16 protein-coding genes are annotated in these 15,178 nt (G+C 71.9%); 8 read left to right on the plus strand and 8 right to left on the minus strand.

From position 1 onward, the window contains the following. Positions 1–157: 157 nt before the first annotated feature. From K933_RS05625 to K933_RS05640, 4 genes are all read right to left on the minus strand, one after another. Entirely contained in the window at positions 158–532 is a 375-nt protein-coding gene (locus tag K933_RS05625; RefSeq protein ID WP_023393726.1) for a hypothetical protein, read from the minus strand. A gap of 81 nt (positions 533–613) precedes the next feature. Next, a complete protein-coding gene (gene asd / locus K933_RS05630; RefSeq protein WP_023393727.1) occupies positions 614–1,654 on the minus strand; it encodes an aspartate-semialdehyde dehydrogenase in 1,041 nt (346 codons plus the stop codon). A gap of 139 nt (positions 1,655–1,793) precedes the next feature. Continuing rightward, complete coding sequence (locus tag K933_RS05635; RefSeq protein WP_023393728.1) at positions 1,794–3,008, minus strand: cystathionine gamma-synthase; 1,215 nt, start codon at positions 3,006–3,008, stop codon at positions 1,794–1,796. A gap of 95 nt (positions 3,009–3,103) precedes the next feature. Next, the gene (locus K933_RS05640; RefSeq protein ID WP_023393729.1) at positions 3,104–4,495 is read right to left on the minus strand and encodes an MEDS domain-containing protein; all 1,392 of its coding nucleotides are present in this window, start codon (positions 4,493–4,495) and stop codon (positions 3,104–3,106) included. Between the two features lie 155 nt (positions 4,496–4,650). Between K933_RS05640 and K933_RS05645 the strand changes: the two genes are divergently transcribed. From K933_RS05645 to K933_RS05660, 4 genes are all read left to right on the plus strand, one after another. After that, positions 4,651–5,172, plus strand: coding sequence for a hypothetical protein (locus K933_RS05645; protein ID WP_023393730.1), 522 nt, complete (start codon positions 4,651–4,653; stop codon positions 5,170–5,172). A gap of 90 nt (positions 5,173–5,262) precedes the next feature. Beyond that, positions 5,263–6,549 carry a serine-tRNA(Ala) deacylase AlaX gene (locus tag K933_RS05650; protein WP_023393731.1) on the plus strand — a complete coding sequence of 429 codons (1,287 nt, stop codon included), beginning with the start codon at positions 5,263–5,265 and terminating at the stop codon, positions 6,547–6,549. A gap of 132 nt (positions 6,550–6,681) precedes the next feature. Then, the gene (locus K933_RS05655; RefSeq protein ID WP_023393732.1) at positions 6,682–7,833 is read left to right on the plus strand and encodes an acyl-CoA dehydrogenase family protein; all 1,152 of its coding nucleotides are present in this window, start codon (positions 6,682–6,684) and stop codon (positions 7,831–7,833) included. Continuing rightward, a complete protein-coding gene (locus tag K933_RS05660) occupies positions 7,830–8,405 on the plus strand; it encodes an HAD family hydrolase (RefSeq protein ID WP_023393733.1) in 576 nt (191 codons plus the stop codon). Before K933_RS05655 ends, K933_RS05660 begins: the two co-directional genes overlap by 4 nt. Here the strand turns inward: K933_RS05660 and K933_RS05665 are convergent. Then, complete coding sequence (locus K933_RS05665) at positions 8,396–8,656, minus strand: DUF5822 domain-containing protein (RefSeq protein ID WP_023393734.1); 261 nt, start codon at positions 8,654–8,656, stop codon at positions 8,396–8,398. The two genes, K933_RS05660 and K933_RS05665, sit on opposite strands and share 10 nt — an antisense overlap. A 211-nt stretch (positions 8,657–8,867) precedes the next feature. On the opposite strand from K933_RS05665, the gene panB reads away from it, so the two are divergent. Beyond that, positions 8,868–9,677 (plus strand): 3-methyl-2-oxobutanoate hydroxymethyltransferase, encoded by an 810-nt coding sequence (gene panB, locus K933_RS05670; RefSeq protein ID WP_023393735.1) that lies wholly within the window; start codon positions 8,868–8,870, stop codon positions 9,675–9,677. A 190-nt stretch (positions 9,678–9,867) separates the two neighbouring features. On the opposite strand, the gene K933_RS05675 is transcribed toward panB, so the two are convergent. Then, positions 9,868–10,638, minus strand: coding sequence for an alpha/beta fold hydrolase (locus K933_RS05675; RefSeq protein ID WP_023393736.1), 771 nt, complete (start codon positions 10,636–10,638; stop codon positions 9,868–9,870). 152 nt (positions 10,639–10,790) lie between these two features. On the opposite strand from K933_RS05675, the gene K933_RS05680 reads away from it, so the two are divergent. After that, complete coding sequence (locus tag K933_RS05680; RefSeq protein WP_023393737.1) at positions 10,791–11,033, plus strand: DUF7127 family protein; 243 nt, start codon at positions 10,791–10,793, stop codon at positions 11,031–11,033. Further along, positions 11,030–13,288 carry a CDC48 family AAA ATPase gene (locus K933_RS05685; RefSeq protein WP_023393738.1) on the plus strand — a complete coding sequence of 753 codons (2,259 nt, stop codon included), beginning with the start codon at positions 11,030–11,032 and terminating at the stop codon, positions 13,286–13,288. The genes K933_RS05680 and K933_RS05685 overlap by 4 nt, the downstream gene beginning before the upstream one ends. Positions 13,289–13,321: 33 nt before the next feature. On the opposite strand, the gene K933_RS05690 is transcribed toward K933_RS05685, so the two are convergent. Further along, on the minus strand, positions 13,322–13,657 hold the full coding sequence (locus K933_RS05690) for a hypothetical protein (RefSeq protein WP_023393739.1): 336 nt from the start codon (positions 13,655–13,657) through the stop codon (positions 13,322–13,324). 232 nt (positions 13,658–13,889) lie between these two features. On the opposite strand from K933_RS05690, the gene K933_RS05695 reads away from it, so the two are divergent. After that, positions 13,890–14,792, plus strand: a complete 903-nt coding sequence (locus K933_RS05695; protein WP_023393740.1) for an AEC family transporter — start codon at positions 13,890–13,892, stop codon at positions 14,790–14,792. Positions 14,793–14,957: 165 nt separating this feature from the next. Here K933_RS05695 and K933_RS05700 read toward each other — a convergent pair whose 3' ends face one another. Further along, a complete protein-coding gene (locus K933_RS05700; protein WP_023393741.1) occupies positions 14,958–15,164 on the minus strand; it encodes a hypothetical protein in 207 nt (68 codons plus the stop codon). Positions 15,165–15,178 lie beyond the last annotated feature (14 nt).

Consider the following 15,178-nt stretch of genomic DNA (forward strand, 5'->3'; position numbering starts at 1 on the left):
CGATCCCACGGACGTGAGCCGGAATAGCCTACCGGCCTCGGACCCCCGGAGTTCCGGCGTTTCGAGCGCGTTCGCGCCACCGTCGCGGTCCGCGCGCCGTCGCTCGCCGTTCGTCCGTGTTCGCCAGTCATCGCTCGCCCGTCTACCGCCGTACCCCCTATCGCTCGTCCGGCGCTCGCTCGCCCGCCTTCCGGTCGCGTTCGACGAGGTACGCCGCGAGGCCGAACACGTTCAACACGGGCATCGCCGCGGCGGGGACCCACAGCATCCCCCGCTCGCGCATCTCCGGCCGGCGGCGTACGTCGAGGAACACCCAGACCGGGATCAGGAGTTCGGCCGCCACGAACGCCACCGCCGCCAGCCGGACCGGCCCCGACGCCGACGCCAGCAGACCCCCGTCGCCGAACACCCCGACCACCACGTACGCCGCCAGCGCGACGAGTCCCGCCACGTCCGCGGCGGCCAGCCACCCGTGTACGCCGTCGCTCCCCGCCCCGTTCGACCCGGGCGGCGCGACGGACTCGTCGTTCATCGCGTCGGCTACGGCGACCGGAAACCTATACCTTTCGCGGACTGTCACCGAAGGCGACACGTCGGCGCTCCCCGTCCGGCCTCAGAGCCAGCCGGTGTCCGCGAGGAGTTCGCCGTTGAGAACCGACGCGCCGGCGGCGCCGCGGATCGTGTTGTGCGCGAGACAGTTGTACTTCACGCCCCGCGGGGTGGGCTGGACGCCGCCCGCGACCACCTGCATCCCGTCGCCGCGCATCCGGTCCATCCGGGGCTGGGGTCGCTCGGGGTGGTCGGCTCCGAACACGTGGATCAGCGACTCGGGCGACGAGTGCAGATCCGCGCCGGGGTACGACGCCATCGCCTCGCGCACCTCGTCGACCGAGGGGTCGTCGGCCAGTTCCGCGAACACGTTCTCCAGGTGGCCGTCGATGGTGGGGATCCGGTTGCAGGAGGCCGCCACCTCGGCGTCGTGGTGGGTGAGTTCCGCGCCGTCGAACTCGCCGAGGAGTTTGCGGCTCTCCGTCTCCATCTTCGCCTCCTCGCCGCCGATGTGGGGGACGGCGTTGTCGATGATCTCCATCGACGTGACCCCCGAGTAGCCCGCGCCCGACACCGCCTGGAGGGTGGAGACGTGGACGCGCTCGAGTCCGAACTCGGTGAGCGCCGCCAGCGTCGGCACCATCGTGATCGTCGAGCAGTTGGGGTTCTTGATCAGCGCGCCGTCCCAGCCGCGTTCGTCCCGCTGGACCTCGATCAGGTCGAGGTGGCCCGGGTTGATCTCCGGGATCGTCAGCGGCACGTCGTCGGCTAGCCGGTCGTTCGAGGAGTTCGACGAGACGACGTAGCCCGCCTCACACAGGTCGGGTTCCACCTCGGCGGCGACGCCCGACGGGAGCGACGAGAACAGCAGGTCGAGGTCGTCCGGGAGCGCCTCGGCGCTCGTCTCGCGGACCGTCAGTTCGCCCACCTCGTCGGGGATCGGGGTGTCGAGCCGCCACTTGGCCGCCTCCGCGTAGCTGTCGCCCGCGCTCGCGTCGCTCGCCGTCACGCACGCCAACTCGAACGTCGGGTGGCCGTCGAGTAGCTGTACGAACCGCTGGCCCACCGCGCCCGTCGCGCCGAGGACGCCGACTCGGTGACTCATTGCGTGTGCCTCCGTCACACGCCCATAAGACGGTTCGGATCCGCGTGCGGGCGGCGAGGTTTGCCGCGGCCTGCGCCCCGCGGTGATCGCACGCCGGCGCCGGGGTCCCCCTCGGCGGTCGGCGCCCGGTGCCGTCCGACTACAGCGCGTCGTCGAACGCGGCGTCCAGGTCCGCCTTCATGTCGTCGACGTGTTCGACCCCGACGGAGACGCGGACCAGGCCGTCCGACAGCCCCGCGGCCACGCGCTCCTCGCGGGGGATGGCGGCGTGGGTCATCGCCGCGGGCTGTTCGATCAGGCTCTCGACGCCGCCGAGGCTCTCGGCGAGCGTGAACACCTCGGTGTTCGAGACCACGTCGCTCGCCTGCGAGAGCGTGCCGTCCACCTCGAACGAGAGCATCCCGCCGAAGCCGTCCATCTGGTCGGCGGCGAGGTCGTGTTGGGGGTGCGACTCCAGCCCCGGGTAGTACACCCGGTCGACCGCGTCGTGTCCCTCCAGCCAGCGGGCGAGTTCGGACGCGTTCTCGCAGTGGCGGTCCATCCGGACGGGGAGGGTCTTCGTCCCGCGGAGCACGAGGAAGCAGTCGAACGGCGACGGCGTCGCGCCCACCGAGTTCTGGTAGAACCCCAACCGCTCGTCGAGCTCCGCGTCGTCGGTGACGAGCGCACCGCCGACCACGTCCGAGTGGCCGCCGAGGTACTTGGTGAGCGAGTGGGAGACGATGTCCGCGCCGCGTTCGAGCGGGCGCTGGAGGTACGGCGTGGCGAACGTGTTGTCGACCGCACAGAGCGCGCCGTGCTCGTGGGCGATGTCCGCGAGCGCGCCGATGTCGTTTACACGCATCAGCGGGTTGGTCGGCGTCTCGACCCACACCAGCGCGGTGTCGTCGCGCACGGCGTCGCGGACCGCGCCGTGGTCGGTGGTGTCGACGAAGTCGAACGAGAGGTCGTACTCCTCGTACACCTGCGTGAAGATGCGGTGGGTGCCGCCGTACACGTCGTCGCCGGTGACGACGTGGTCGCCCGCCTCCAGCAGGTTGAGAACGGTGTTGATCGACCCCATCCCCGACGAGAACGCGCGCCCGAACGCCCCGCCTTCGAGCGCCGCGAGGTTCGCCTCCAGGTCCGTCCGCGTGGGGTTGCCCGTCCGGCTGTACTCGTAGCCGCGGTGGTCGCCGGGACCGTCCTGTTCGTACGTCGAGTTGGCGTAGATGGGCGTCATCAGCGCGCCCGTCGCCCCGTCCGGCTCCTGCCCGGCGTGTATCGCCGCCGTCTCGATGTGGACGCCGTTCGTCCCGTCGTCGCGCGCGTTCTCCGCGTCGCTCCCGTCGGTCTCGTCGCTCCTGTCGTTCATGCCCGACGGTGCGGCGCGGGCACGCCTGACTCTTGTCATCCCGGCGACCGGGGCGCCCGACCCCGACGGCCGTTCGGTGACGCCCGCGGTCGGCCCTACTCGACGGCGTCGACGCCCGTGAACTCGAACCGGGCGCCGCCCGACCCGCTCTCGGTCAGCGTACACGTCCACCCGTACACCCGGGCGAACTCGTCGACGTACGCCAGTCCGAGCCCGCTCCCCCGCCGCCCGGGGTCGGTGGTGTACCCCGTCTCGAACACCGCCTCGCGGTCGGCGGCCGGGATGCCCGCCCCGTCGTCGGCGACGACGAACCCGTCGGGCAGGTCGCCGACCGTGACGGTGACGTCGCTCCCGCCGTGCGTGACGGCGTTCTCGAACAGGTTCGCGAACAGGTGCCGGAGGTACGTCCCGTCGGCGCGCACCGTGCGGTCGGCGTCCACCGCGAGCGACGCCTCCGGCGCGTCGACGCCGTCCCACGCCTCGCGCGCGACCGCCGCGAGCGGAACGTCCGTCCGCTCGCCCATCACGTCGTCCCCCCGCACCAGCGCCAGCAACACGTCCACCATGTCGTCTATCCGGTCGAAGGCGCTCCGCACGGAGTCGACCACCTCCGGGGCCGCCTCCCGCGGGATCTGCTCGCTGTACCCCTGACCGATCTGCACCGGGTTGCGGAGTTCGTGTGCGAGCGTGTTCGCGAACCTGTCGACCCGCCGGCTCTGGGCTTCCAGCTCCGCGGTCCGGTCTTCGAGTCGCACGCGGGTCCGCGTCCCCTCTAGGAGGGCCCGCTTCATACGGTCCACCTCGTAGCGCGCCGCGTCGGGACCGAAGAACTCCTCGGGGGGCGTGTAGTAGACGTTGTGCGCGACGACGTCCTCGGAGATGATGTGCGGGTGGGTGTACAACACGTCCCGGACGAGCGCCGGGGAGAACCGTTCGACGTTGTACTCGCACAGCGCGACGGCGTCCCGTTCGGCGAGGAAGTCGTTGAGCTTCGCCTCGTACTCGATCACCTCCTCCACCTCGGGGTCGTCGCCGAGCACCCACGTCATCTCGCCGACGATACGCAGCCCCTCGAACGACGAGAGCGCGTCGTCGGCCGCCTCGGCGAGAAACGAGATCATCGCGTCGGGGTCGAACGCTCCGTCCCGCAGGTAGGTGTCGTGGGTCCCGTGGACGACGAGCGCGCCCGACTCGACGGCGCCGTCCACGTCGACCCCGCCCGCCCGTAGCGCGTCGCGGACCGCCCCCTCGCTGCTCTCGTCGACGACGTACAGCACCCGTTCGCCGCGTTCGAGTCCCTGTTCGACGAACGGGACCGCGGCGGCGAACTGCTCGTCGCACCCCTCGTACAGCAGCGCGAAGTGGTCGTTGCCGTGCTCGTGGTCGTCGAGCGGTTCGACCGGTCCCTCGAACGCCGAACTCTCGCGGAGACCGCCGAGCGCGGATGCGAAGCCACTCCCCCCTGCTGGCCCCCTCCCTGTACCCATAGGTCGACACGTTGCCCTCGACGCACAAAAACCCCGCTCCGACGCTCGGCGCCGTTCGGTCGCGCCGCGGTCTCGACCGAACTCGGTCGCGGGCTCCGACCGACGGGGCGCGACGGAGCGCGGGTTTGAAATCGTCAGGGTGGGTACAGGGGGGTATGGCCAAGTACTCGACGGGCGGCGGGGGCGGCGGGGGGTCCGGCGACGCCTGTGAACTCTGCGGGCGCGAGGACGTGAAGCTCACGCGGGCCAACGTGGCCGGCGCCGACCTGCTGGTGTGCGATAGCTGCACACCGCACGGCGAGAACCGCTCGAAGGAGCGCAAGCAGTCCGACCAGGAGGGGGGACCCCGCGACGGCGAGCGCACCAACCGGAAGAAGCGCGCGGCCCAGAACACCGCGAAGATCATCGACTCCTCGCGGGGCGGCCGCAAGCGCTGGGAGGAGGAGGGCACCGACTACGAGGACGACCGCCTCCCGTACCTCGTCAAGGGGTACGGCGAACGGGCCGAGGCCGCCCGTCGGGAGGAGGGGCTCACGTCCGAGGAGTTGGCGGCCGAACTCGGCGTCGACGAGGACGACGTGCTCGCGGTCGAGCAGGGCCGCGCCGCCCGCGCGGGCGTCGACGGGTCGCTCGTCCGGACGCTCGAAGAGCGGCTGGACGTGCAACTGGTCGAGTAACCCGCGAGCGAAGCGAGCCGCGGTCCGGCCGGCCGGGCGCCGACTGCCGCGGGCGACCCGTTTTTCCCGTCGCGGCGTCCACCCGACGCCATGAGCGAGACGCTCGCACCCGCCGCGCCCGAGGTGCGCGAGTTCGAGACGACCGTCCGCGCCGCCGACGGCCGGACGGTGGAGTTGGAGGAGACGTACTTCTACGCCGAGGCGGGCGGTCAGCCCGCCGACCGCGGCACGCTCGCCGGGGTCGCGGTGACCGACGTGCAGTCGACCGCCGACGGGCGCGTCGTCCACACGCTCGCGGAGGCGCCCGACGTCGCGCCCGGCGAGACGGTGACGGGCGTCGTCGACGACGCCTTCCGAACCTACTGCACGCGGGCGCACACGGCGAGTCACGCGCTGTACGGCGCCGGGCGCGAACTCCTCGACGACCTCGGCTACGGCGGGTTCGGCATCACCGCCGACCCGGTCGGCGGGGACGACGCGGGCGCGGGTGAGGCGGGCGACGCGAGTCGCGCGAACGACGCCGACCGCGGCGAGGCCGGCCGCGTCGACGGGAAGGTGCGCGTCGACTTCGTCACCTCGACCGACGTCGACGACGACGTGCTGGTCGAACTCGAACGACTGGTCAACCGCGCGGTGTGGGACTCCAGAGCCGTGACGTGGGAGGAGGTGCCGGTCGAGGAGGCGCGAGCCAGCGACCGGGTCGCGTTCAACACCAAGACCGAGGAGGGGGTGATGGCCGACGCCGACGCGGTCCGGGTCGTCACCATCGACGGGTTCGACTGGGCGGCCTGCGGCGGCACGCACGTCTCGAACACCCGCGAGATCGGACCCGTCACCCTCCTCGACCGGTCGAACCCCGGCGAGGGACTCACCCGCGTCGAGTTCGCGGTCGGACCCACGGCGGTCGACCGCCGGGCGCGCGACCACCGCGCCGCCCGCGCCGCGGCGCGGGAACTCGACTCGGGTCTCGACGGCCTGGCCGACGCCGCCGCCCGCCTCCGCGCCGAACGGAGCGAGGCGGAGACCGAACTCGCGGCCCTCCGCGCGGAGGTGCTCGACGCCCGCCTCGCGGGGTTGGAGGCGACCTCACGCTGCGGCCGGACGTGGCTGGTCGGCAGCGTCGACGGCTTCGACGCCAACGCGGTGGGCGAACGCGCACAGGAGCGCGTCACCCCCGAGACGCCCGTGGTCGCGGTCGTCGGCGAGGGGGACGCGCCGTTCGTCGTCGTGGCGAGCGACGGCGACGTGGACGCGGGCGCGGTGGTCGACGACCTGACCGACGAGTTCGGCGGCGGCGGCGGCGGTCGCCCGACGTTCGCGCAGGGGGGCGGGCTGTCGGCCGACCCCGCGGACGTGCTCGCGTGGCTCCGCGGGTGAGCGCGGCGTGGGCGGCGAGCGGACGAACGCGAGCGGTGCCGACGAGAGCGAGCGGCGAACCGCGGGGAACGAGCGCACACGGCGGACGCGAGCGGGTACAGGCTTTAACCCGGCCGCCGCGCACTGACGCGTATGGACGCCTACTCGTACTCGCCGTCGGCGCTGTCGGCCGAAGCGCGGGCCGTCCGCGACCTCGTACGCGAGTTCGCGGTCGAGGACGTTCGCCCGGGCGCCCGGGAGGCGGACGCCGAGGGGGAGTTCCCCGAGGACGTGTGGGACGACCTGGCGGACCTGGACCTGACCGGGCTGACGGTTCCCGCGGCGTACGGCGGCTACGACGCCGACCGGTCGACGTACGCGGTGGTGAACGAGGAACTCGCGTACGGCCACCTCGCGGTGGCGACCGCGCTGTCGGTCCACTGTCTCGTCACCTCGTGTCTCGCGGAGTTCGCCGACGAGGCGGTGCGCGACGAGTGGCTCCCCGAGATGGCCGACGGGCGCCCGGTGGGCGCGTTCTGCCTCTCGGAGCCGCAGGCGGGGTCGAACCCCGCGGAGATGTCGACCACCGCGACCCGCGAGGGGAACGGCTACGTGATAGACGGCGAGAAGCAGTGGATCACCAACGGCGCGCGGGCGGGCGTCTACGTCGTGTTCGCCAAGACCGACGCCGACGACCCCGACTCGGTGACGCAGTTCCTCGTCCCCGCCGACCGCAACGGCGTCGAAGTCGGGAAGAAGGAGGAGAAACTCGGCCTCCGCGCGTCCGACACCGTGGGGATGCGCTTCGACGGCGTGGAGGTCCCCGAGCGCTACCGGCTCACGCCCGAGGGCGAGGGACTGGCGGCGGCGTTCCGGATATTGACGGGCGGTCGGATCGCCATCGCCGCCCAGGCGGTCGGCGTCGCGCAGGCGGCGCTCGACGCCGCCGCCGAGTACGCGGGCGACCGCGAGCAGTTCGACCGCCCGATCGCCGACTTTCAGACGATACGGCACAAGATAGCGGAGATGGCGACGAGCGTGGAGGCGTCGCGGCTGCTCGTCCGCGAGGCGGCCCGCCAGTCTGACGCGGGCGAGGACCCCCGGCTGCTGGCGTCGATGGCGAAGTACTTCGCGAGCGAGTCGGCGGTCGACGTGACGAACGAGGCGGTCCAGGTCCACGGCGGGTACGGCTACACGACGGAGTTCGACGTCGAGCGGTTCTACCGCGACGCGAAGGTGACCACCATCTACGAGGGGACGACCCAGATCCAGAAGAACATCATCGCGCGGGAGGTGCTCGGGTGAGCCGGGACGGCCCCGACCCCGCGGCCGGGGCGGGGACGGTCGCCGGACCCGACGAGTACGACGGCTACGACGCGGTGGTGTTCGACCTCGACGGGACGCTGGTCGACCTGGCGGTCGACTGGGGCGCCGCCCGGGCGGACGCGGCGGCGCTGTTCGAGACGCGCGGTCACGACCCCGCGGGCGACGACCTCTGGGGACTGCTCGGCCGGTCGGACGAGTTGGGCCTGCGGACGGAACTGGAGGAGCGACTCTCCGACCGCGAGTGTGACGGCGCACGGCAGTCGGACCGGCTGGCGCACGCCGACCACCTCCCGCTGTCGGTGCCGACGGGCGTCTGCTCGCTCAACAGCGAGGCGGCGGTCCGGACCGCCCTCGACACCCACGACCTGGTGGACCACGTCGCGGCGGTGGTCGGGCGCGACTCGTGTCCGACGTACAAGCCCGACCCGGAGCCGCTGCTGGCGACGCTGTCGGACCTCGGCGTGCCGCCCGAGCGGGCGCTGTTCGTCGGCGACTCCGAGCGGGACGCGGTGACGGCCGACCGGGCGGACGTGGCGTTCGTCTACGTCTGATCGGGCTCGGCGTCCGGGTCGCCTCGGTACGTCCGGGCGTACCAGAACACCGCGACCGCGGTACAGAGCCAGACGACCGCGCCCACCCGGACCGCGAACTCGGCGCGGGCGCCCCACGTCGGGAGCGTCCGCGTCGCCGACAGCGCGGCCACCAGCGGCGCGCCGAACGCGATGGTGAGGACGAACGTGGTCTGCATCACCCAGCCGAAGTCGACCCCGTCGGGGTCGGTCCGCTCGACGCGCTCGGGCACGGGAACCGGTTCGACCGCGCGGCAAAGGCCGTGTCGGTTCGCGCCCGCTCGGACGATTTACGCCCGCTCGGACGGCTCGCCGTCGCTCGCGTCGGTCGGTCGCCCCATCGTCCCGTCGACCCCGACGGCACCTGCTCGGCGTGCGCCCGCGGCCGCCGGCGCGGACGCGCCGACCGCACGGGTTTACTCCCTCGTCCGCGAACGCCCGGGCATGACGACCACGCGGAGCCTCCGCGAGAAGGCGGGTTCGGAGCCGATAACGATGCTCACGGCGTACGACGCGCCCACGGCGTCCGTCGTCGAGGCGGCGGGCGTCGACGCGGTGCTCGTCGGCGACAGCATGGGGAACGCGGTGCTCGGCTACGACTCGACGCTCCCGGTGACGCTCGAGGAGGTGGAGAGTCGGACCGCGGCGGTCGCGCGCGCGACCGACGAGGCGCTCGTGGTCGCGGACATGCCGTTCCTCTCGTTCGGCGTCGACGACGCCGACAGCGTCGAGAACGCCGGCCGCCTGCTGAAGGAGGCCGACGCCGACGCGGTCAAACTGGAGAGCGGTCCCCACACCGTCGAACTGACCCGGCGGCTCTCGGACCTGGGCATCCCGGTGATGGCGCACCTCGGTCTCACCCCCCAACACGTCAACAAACTCGGCTACGCGCGGCAGGGCACCGACCGCGACGCGGCCGAGCGCATCCTCGAGTTGGCCCGCGACCACGAGGCGGCGGGCGCGTTCTCGCTGGTGTTGGAGCACGTCCCGTCGAACCTCGCGGCGCAGGTGACCGACGCGCTCGACACCCCGACCATCGGCATCGGCGCGGGTCCCGACGTCGACGGGCAGGTGCTCGTGATCACCGACGTGCTCGGGCTGAGCGACCGCTCGCCGCCCTTCTCCGAGCAGTTCGGCGACGTGCGCGGCGAGATGGAGCGTGCCGTCTCGGGGTTCCGGGAGGCGGTCGAGGGCGGGGAGTTCCCCGCCGAGGAACACGGCCACGTCGAGGGCGACGTCGACGACATCTACTGAGGCGACCCGACTCCCCGACCGACCGCGACGGCTCCGGGCGGGGTGGCTGGCGAGCAGGTGGCCGCGCGGCCGTACGGACCCCGAAGCGCGCGACCACGCGACTGCGCGGCGCCCCGGGGCGACGGGTCAGGTCACGGAGCGTGTGCGCCCGTCACCGCGGATGAAGCTTCGGCCGAGGGCGACGGGCCGGTCAGAGCCGGTCGAGTAGCGACTCGACGGCCGCGTTGAACGCGTCGGGCCGTTCGAGCATCGTCAGGTGGGCGGCGTCGTCGACCACGCGCACCTCGCAGTCGGGCATCTCGTCGGCGAAGTAGTCGTGGTAGTGTCGCGGCGTCAACTGGTCGTGCGCGCCGACGACCGCGACCGCCGGGACGTCGACCTCGCCGAGGCGGTCACGGACGTCGAACGAGTGACACGTCTGGAAGTCGCGCTCGGTGACCGCGCGCCCCGTCTCGCGCATCGCGGCGGCCGACGCGTCGGCGTACGGCCCGTCGGGGTCGTGAAACAGGCGGTCGGGGGCGTGGAGGAACTCGACGGCGCGGTCGAAGTCGTCCGCCAGCCACCCCAGCAGGTCGTCGAGCACCGCCAGCCGCGCGCCCGTTCCCGCGAGCACCAGCCCCGAGAGCGGCAGGTCCCGCTCCAGTGCGACCCACAGCGCCACGGCGCCGCCCAGCGAGTTGCCGACGAGCACGCGGGCTCCCGTCTCGCGGGCGACGGCGACGAGGTCGTCGGCGTACGCTTCGAGCGCCTCCGGTCCCGCGGCCGCCTCGACGTCGTCGCTCGCGCCGTGGCCGCTCAGGTCGAGCGCCGCGACCGGCGTCCGGTCGGCGAGCCGCGACTGGGCCTTCCAGACGCCCGCCGCCCCGCCACTGCCGTGGACGCACAACAGTCCCGGTCCGCCGCCGCCGCGGTCCGAGACGCGGTACGCCGTCTCCCGCCCGTGGTGGTCGACCCGTTGCATACTCGAACGTGCGAAGCGGCGAGCATAAAGGGCCGGGACCGCCGCCGGGGCGTGAACCGCAACACGACCTCTCACCGGACCGAAGGGGGGACGGGGGTACCGTCTCCTGCGACAAGTTTAAATACTTACGACGATTACCTGTAGTTAGCACAATGACCCAACGACACTCACTCGGTCGACAGGAGCGGTTCGTGCGTCGGTACGACTACGACGACCGGACCGTCCTCGCGGCCGACCTGCCCGCGGGCGACGTCTCGGTCGACGTCGTCGACGGGACCGCCATCGTCGTGACCGACCGCGACAGCGGGGTCGAGGAGTTCGAGTTCGACCTCCCCGGCCCGGCCGCAACTGTTGACACGCACAACGGCGTACTCACCATCGGAGTCGACAAATGAAGCTCACCGTCAAACCACTCAAACAGAAGGACGCGGGGCGTCGGCTCGCGGCTATCGACCGCGTCGCGGCCGACGAGCTCGAGCTCTCGGGGGGCGACTACATCCGGATCGCGGGCGACTCGACCGCCATCGCGCGTGTCTGGCCCGGCTACCCCGAGGACGACAACACCGGCGTCGTCCGGATCGACGGCCAACTGCGCCAGGAGGCCGGCGTCGGCATCGACGACCGCGTCGAGATCGAGGCCGCGGACGTCGAGCCGGCCGAGCGGATCACGATCGCGCTCCCCCAGCAGTTCGGCATCCGGGGGAACGTCGGGTCGATCATCCGCGACAAGCTCTCGGGCCAGCCCGTCACCCAAGGGCAGACCATCCGGTTCCCGCTCGGGCTGGGGCTGATGGGCGGCGGCTCGCAGGCCGTCCCGCTCAAGATCGCCTCCACCGCGCCGTCGGGGACGGTCGTGATCACCGACTCGACCGAAGTCGAGATCAGCGAGCGCCCCGCCGAGGAGATCACCGAAGGATCGGCGACGGGCGCCGAGACGCCCGACGTGACCTACGAGGACATCGGCGGACTCGACCGCGAACTGGAGCAGGTCCGCGAGATGATCGAGCTGCCGATGCGCCACCCCGAGCTGTTCAAGCGGCTCGGCATCGACCCGCCGAAGGGCGTGCTGCTCCACGGCCCGCCGGGCACCGGAAAGACGCTGATCGCCAAGGCGGTCGCCAACGAGATCGACGCCCACTTCCAGACGGTCTCGGGGCCGGAGATCATGTCGAAGTACTACGGCGAGTCCGAAGAGCAGCTGCGTGAGGTGTTCGAGGACGCGTCGGAGAACGCGCCCGCGATCATCTTCATGGACGAGCTCGACTCGATCGCGCCCAAACGCGAGGAGGCGGGCGGCGACGTCGAGCGGCGCGTGGTCGCACAACTGCTGTCGCTGATGGACGGGCTCGAGGAGCGCGGCGAGGTGGTCGTGATCGGCGCGACCAACCGCGTCGACGCGATCGACCCCGCCCTGCGCCGCGGCGGCCGGTTCGACCGCGAGATCGAGATCGGCGTCCCGGACCGCGACGGCCGCAAGGAGATCCTCCAGGTCCACACGCGGAACATGCCGCTGACCGACGACGTCGACCTCGACGCGTACGCGGAGTCGACCCACGGGTTCGTCGGCGCCGACCTCGAGTCGCTGGCGAAGGAGGCGGGCATGAACGCGCTCCGCCGCATCCGCCCGCAGATCGACCTCGAGGCGGACGAGATCGACGCCGAGGTGCTGGAGTCGATCGAGGTCACCGACAACGACGTGAAAGACGCGATGAAGGGCGTCGAGCCGTCGGCGCTCCGGGAGGTGTTCGTCGAGGTGCCCGACGTGGTCTGGGACGACGTCGGGGGGCTGGAGGGCACCAAAGAGCGGCTCCGCGAGACGATCCAGTGGCCGCTCGACTACCCCGAGGTGTTCGAGGCGATGGACATGGAGTCCGCGAAGGGCGTGTTGATGTACGGCCCGCCCGGGACGGGGAAGACCCTGCTCGCGAAGGCCGTCGCCAACGAGTCCGAGTCCAACTTCATCTCCGTGAAGGGGCCGGAACTGCTCAACAAGTTCGTCGGCGAGTCGGAGAAGGGGGTGCGCGAGGTGTTCAGCAAGGCGCGCGAGAACGCCCCGACCGTCATCTTCTTCGACGAGATCGACGCGATCGCCACCGAACGCGGGCGTAACTCGGGCGACTCGGGCGTGAGCGAGCGGGTCGTCTCCCAACTGCTCACGGAACTCGACGGGCTGGAGACGCTCGAGGACGTGGTGGTCGTCGCCACCACCAACCGGCCCGACCTGATCGACTCGGCGCTGTTGCGCCCGGGTCGACTCGACCGGCACGTCCACGTGCCCGTCCCCGACGAGGAGGCGCGCCGGAAGATCTTCGAGGTGCACACGCGGAACAAGCCGCTCGCCGACGGCGTCGACATCGACAGTCTCGCCCGGCGCTCGGAGGGGTACGTCGGCGCCGACATCGAGGCGGTCTGCCGCGAGGCGTCGATGAACGCCTCCCGGGAGTTCATCGAGTCGGTCACCCCCGAGGATATCGACGACTCGATCGGCAACGTCCGGGTCACGATGGAGCACTTCGAGCAGGCGCTCGACTCGGTCCACCCCTCGGTCACCGACGAGACCAAGGAGCGCTACGAGGAGATCGAACAGCGGTTCCAGAACCGGGAAGCGCGCGAGGAGCGCGAGGCCGACCTCGGCCGCACGTTCCAGTAGAGGAGCCCGGGAGCCTCCCCCCCCGCGGCGGGGCTACTCCTCGGTCCGCTCGCGCCGCAACCCGCCGCGTTCTTTCACGTTCACGATGTTGCGGACGTTGAGGTATATCTCCTCGGGCGAGGTGTCCTCCCCGGGGTCGTACAGGTCCGAGACCCGGTAGAGGATCGCCGCCACCTGCCGCGACTCGCTCGACTCGCCGCGGACGTCGTCGGCGACGGCGCGCAGCAGTTCCCGTCGCTCGTCGTCCGAGCGGTCAGCGTCCGAGCGGTCGGCGTCCGCGGCGGTCGTTCGCTCGCCCCCGCGGTCGTCCCGCCCGTCCCGGTGGTCGGGGTCGTGTCCGGCGTCGTCCGGCGCGTCGGAGTCGGTCACGCCTCCCGCTCGCGCGCCCGCCGGCTAATCGCTTACTCTCGTCGGCCGGCCGACGCGGTTCGACCCCGCCCCCGCCCGCGCGGTCGGTCGCCGGACCAACCTGGACGATCGTTTACGATTCCTCCCGAGGTGCCGGCCGTCCGCGCGCCGCGATCAAATAATCACGATCGATCTATCTGTTCGTCAAGTTTCCGACCGTAAGACCGAATGCCCCCGCCGCTACAGGGTGAGTGTGAGCGTCGTCTCGAACCTCCTCTACCTCCTCGTTCTGCTGTGCGTCGGCTTCCTCGCCCGGCGGGTCGGACTGGTCGACGACCGCCGCCGCGACCTGCTCACCTCGCTCGCCTTCTACGTCGCGCTCCCGGCGCTGGTGTTCACGTCGACCGCCTCCACGTCGCTGGAGACGGTGTTCGACCCCCGGCTGTTGGTGGGCGTGTGGGCGGTGCTGCTCGCGGTCGCGGGCGTCGGCTGGGTCGTCCACGGCCGGAAGGCGTCGTCGGTCCGCGGCGTCGCGGTCGTCCAGTCGTACCACTGCAACCTGGGCTTTCTCGGCTTGCCCATCACCGCCGCGACGTTCGGCGGCGTCGTCACCGCGAAGGCGAGTCTCGTCCTCGGGGCGGGCATCCTGACGCAGGTGCCGCTGACGCTGATGGTGCTGTCGGCGGTCAACGACGCCGACGCGGACCTGCGCGGACGCCTCCGCGAGGTGTTCACCAACCCGGTGCTCGCGGCGCTGGCGGTCGGCCTCTGCTGTGCCGCGCTCTCCGTCCACGTCCCCGACGCGGTCACCGCGGGGCTGGGCGTCGTGTCGGAACTCGCGCTCCCGGTCGCGCTGGTGGCGGTGGGCGCGTCGCTGTCGTTCGACGGCGAGACGTTGGACCTCCCGACGGTCGGGTCGGTTGTGTTCCTCAAGATGGCGCTGATGCCCGCGGTGGCGTTCGGGGTGTTCACGCTGCTGGCGGCCGACCCCTCGACCACCCGCGCGGGCGTGGTGATGCTCGCGATGCCCACCGCCGTCTCCACGTTCGTCTACGCCTCCGAACTCGGCGGCGACGCGGACCTCGCGTCGGTCAACGTGTTCGTCACGACGCTGGCGTCCGTGGGAACGCTGCTCGCGCTGTTCCGGTTCGTCTGACCGCGGGCGCGGGCGGGAGGGGAAACCGGGACGGCCGCTCGACAGCTGACCCCGCGACTCGTGCGGCGGGCCCCACGTCCGCGGCCCGCCCGTGCGCCCGCTCTCCCGTCCGAGACCCGGCGTCTCGACCGGAGGGCTACCGCTCGGAGGGCCGGGACGCCGGGGTCACCGTCGGTCGTAGCCCTCCACGACCGCCGACCCGTAGACGACGGCGAACCCGACTACACATCCGACGACTCCGATCAGAACGCTCACCCACACCTCGGTCGGGTTACCGAGGACTGCCAGTATGGCACCCGCAGCTATCGCCGCGAACGTTATCCCGAGGACGAGTTGGAGTAGACCGACCGCGTTCGCTGTCGGGGAAGCCATACGGCCCCTACGCC

This window comes from Candidatus Halobonum tyrrellensis G22 (assembly GCF_000495475.1).
Taxonomy (GTDB): domain Archaea; phylum Halobacteriota; class Halobacteria; order Halobacteriales; family Haloferacaceae; genus Halobonum; species Halobonum tyrrellense.

Excerpts from the sequence above, each read along its gene's own strand:
- K933_RS05625 (WP_023393726.1), bottom strand. The coding sequence starts at position 532 with ATGAACGACGAGTCCGTCGCGCCGCCCGGGTCGAACGGGGCGGGGAGC.
- asd (WP_023393727.1), bottom strand. The coding sequence starts at position 1,654 with ATGAGTCACCGAGTCGGCGTCCTCGGCGCGACGGGCGCGGTGGGCCAG.
- K933_RS05635 (WP_023393728.1), bottom strand. The coding sequence starts at position 3,008 with ATGAACGACAGGAGCGACGAGACCGACGGGAGCGACGCGGAGAACGCG.
- K933_RS05640 (WP_023393729.1), bottom strand. The coding sequence starts at position 4,495 with ATGGGTACAGGGAGGGGGCCAGCAGGGGGGAGTGGCTTCGCATCCGCG.
- K933_RS05645 (WP_023393730.1), top strand. The coding sequence starts at position 4,651 with ATGGCCAAGTACTCGACGGGCGGCGGGGGCGGCGGGGGGTCCGGCGAC.
- K933_RS05650 (WP_023393731.1), top strand. The coding sequence starts at position 5,263 with ATGAGCGAGACGCTCGCACCCGCCGCGCCCGAGGTGCGCGAGTTCGAG.
- K933_RS05655 (WP_023393732.1), top strand. The coding sequence starts at position 6,682 with ATGGACGCCTACTCGTACTCGCCGTCGGCGCTGTCGGCCGAAGCGCGG.
- panB (WP_023393735.1), top strand. The coding sequence starts at position 8,868 with ATGACGACCACGCGGAGCCTCCGCGAGAAGGCGGGTTCGGAGCCGATA.
- K933_RS05675 (WP_023393736.1), bottom strand. The coding sequence starts at position 10,638 with ATGCAACGGGTCGACCACCACGGGCGGGAGACGGCGTACCGCGTCTCG.
- K933_RS05680 (WP_023393737.1), top strand. The coding sequence starts at position 10,791 with ATGACCCAACGACACTCACTCGGTCGACAGGAGCGGTTCGTGCGTCGG.
- K933_RS05685 (WP_023393738.1), top strand. The coding sequence starts at position 11,030 with ATGAAGCTCACCGTCAAACCACTCAAACAGAAGGACGCGGGGCGTCGG.
- K933_RS05700 (WP_023393741.1), bottom strand. The coding sequence starts at position 15,164 with ATGGCTTCCCCGACAGCGAACGCGGTCGGTCTACTCCAACTCGTCCTC.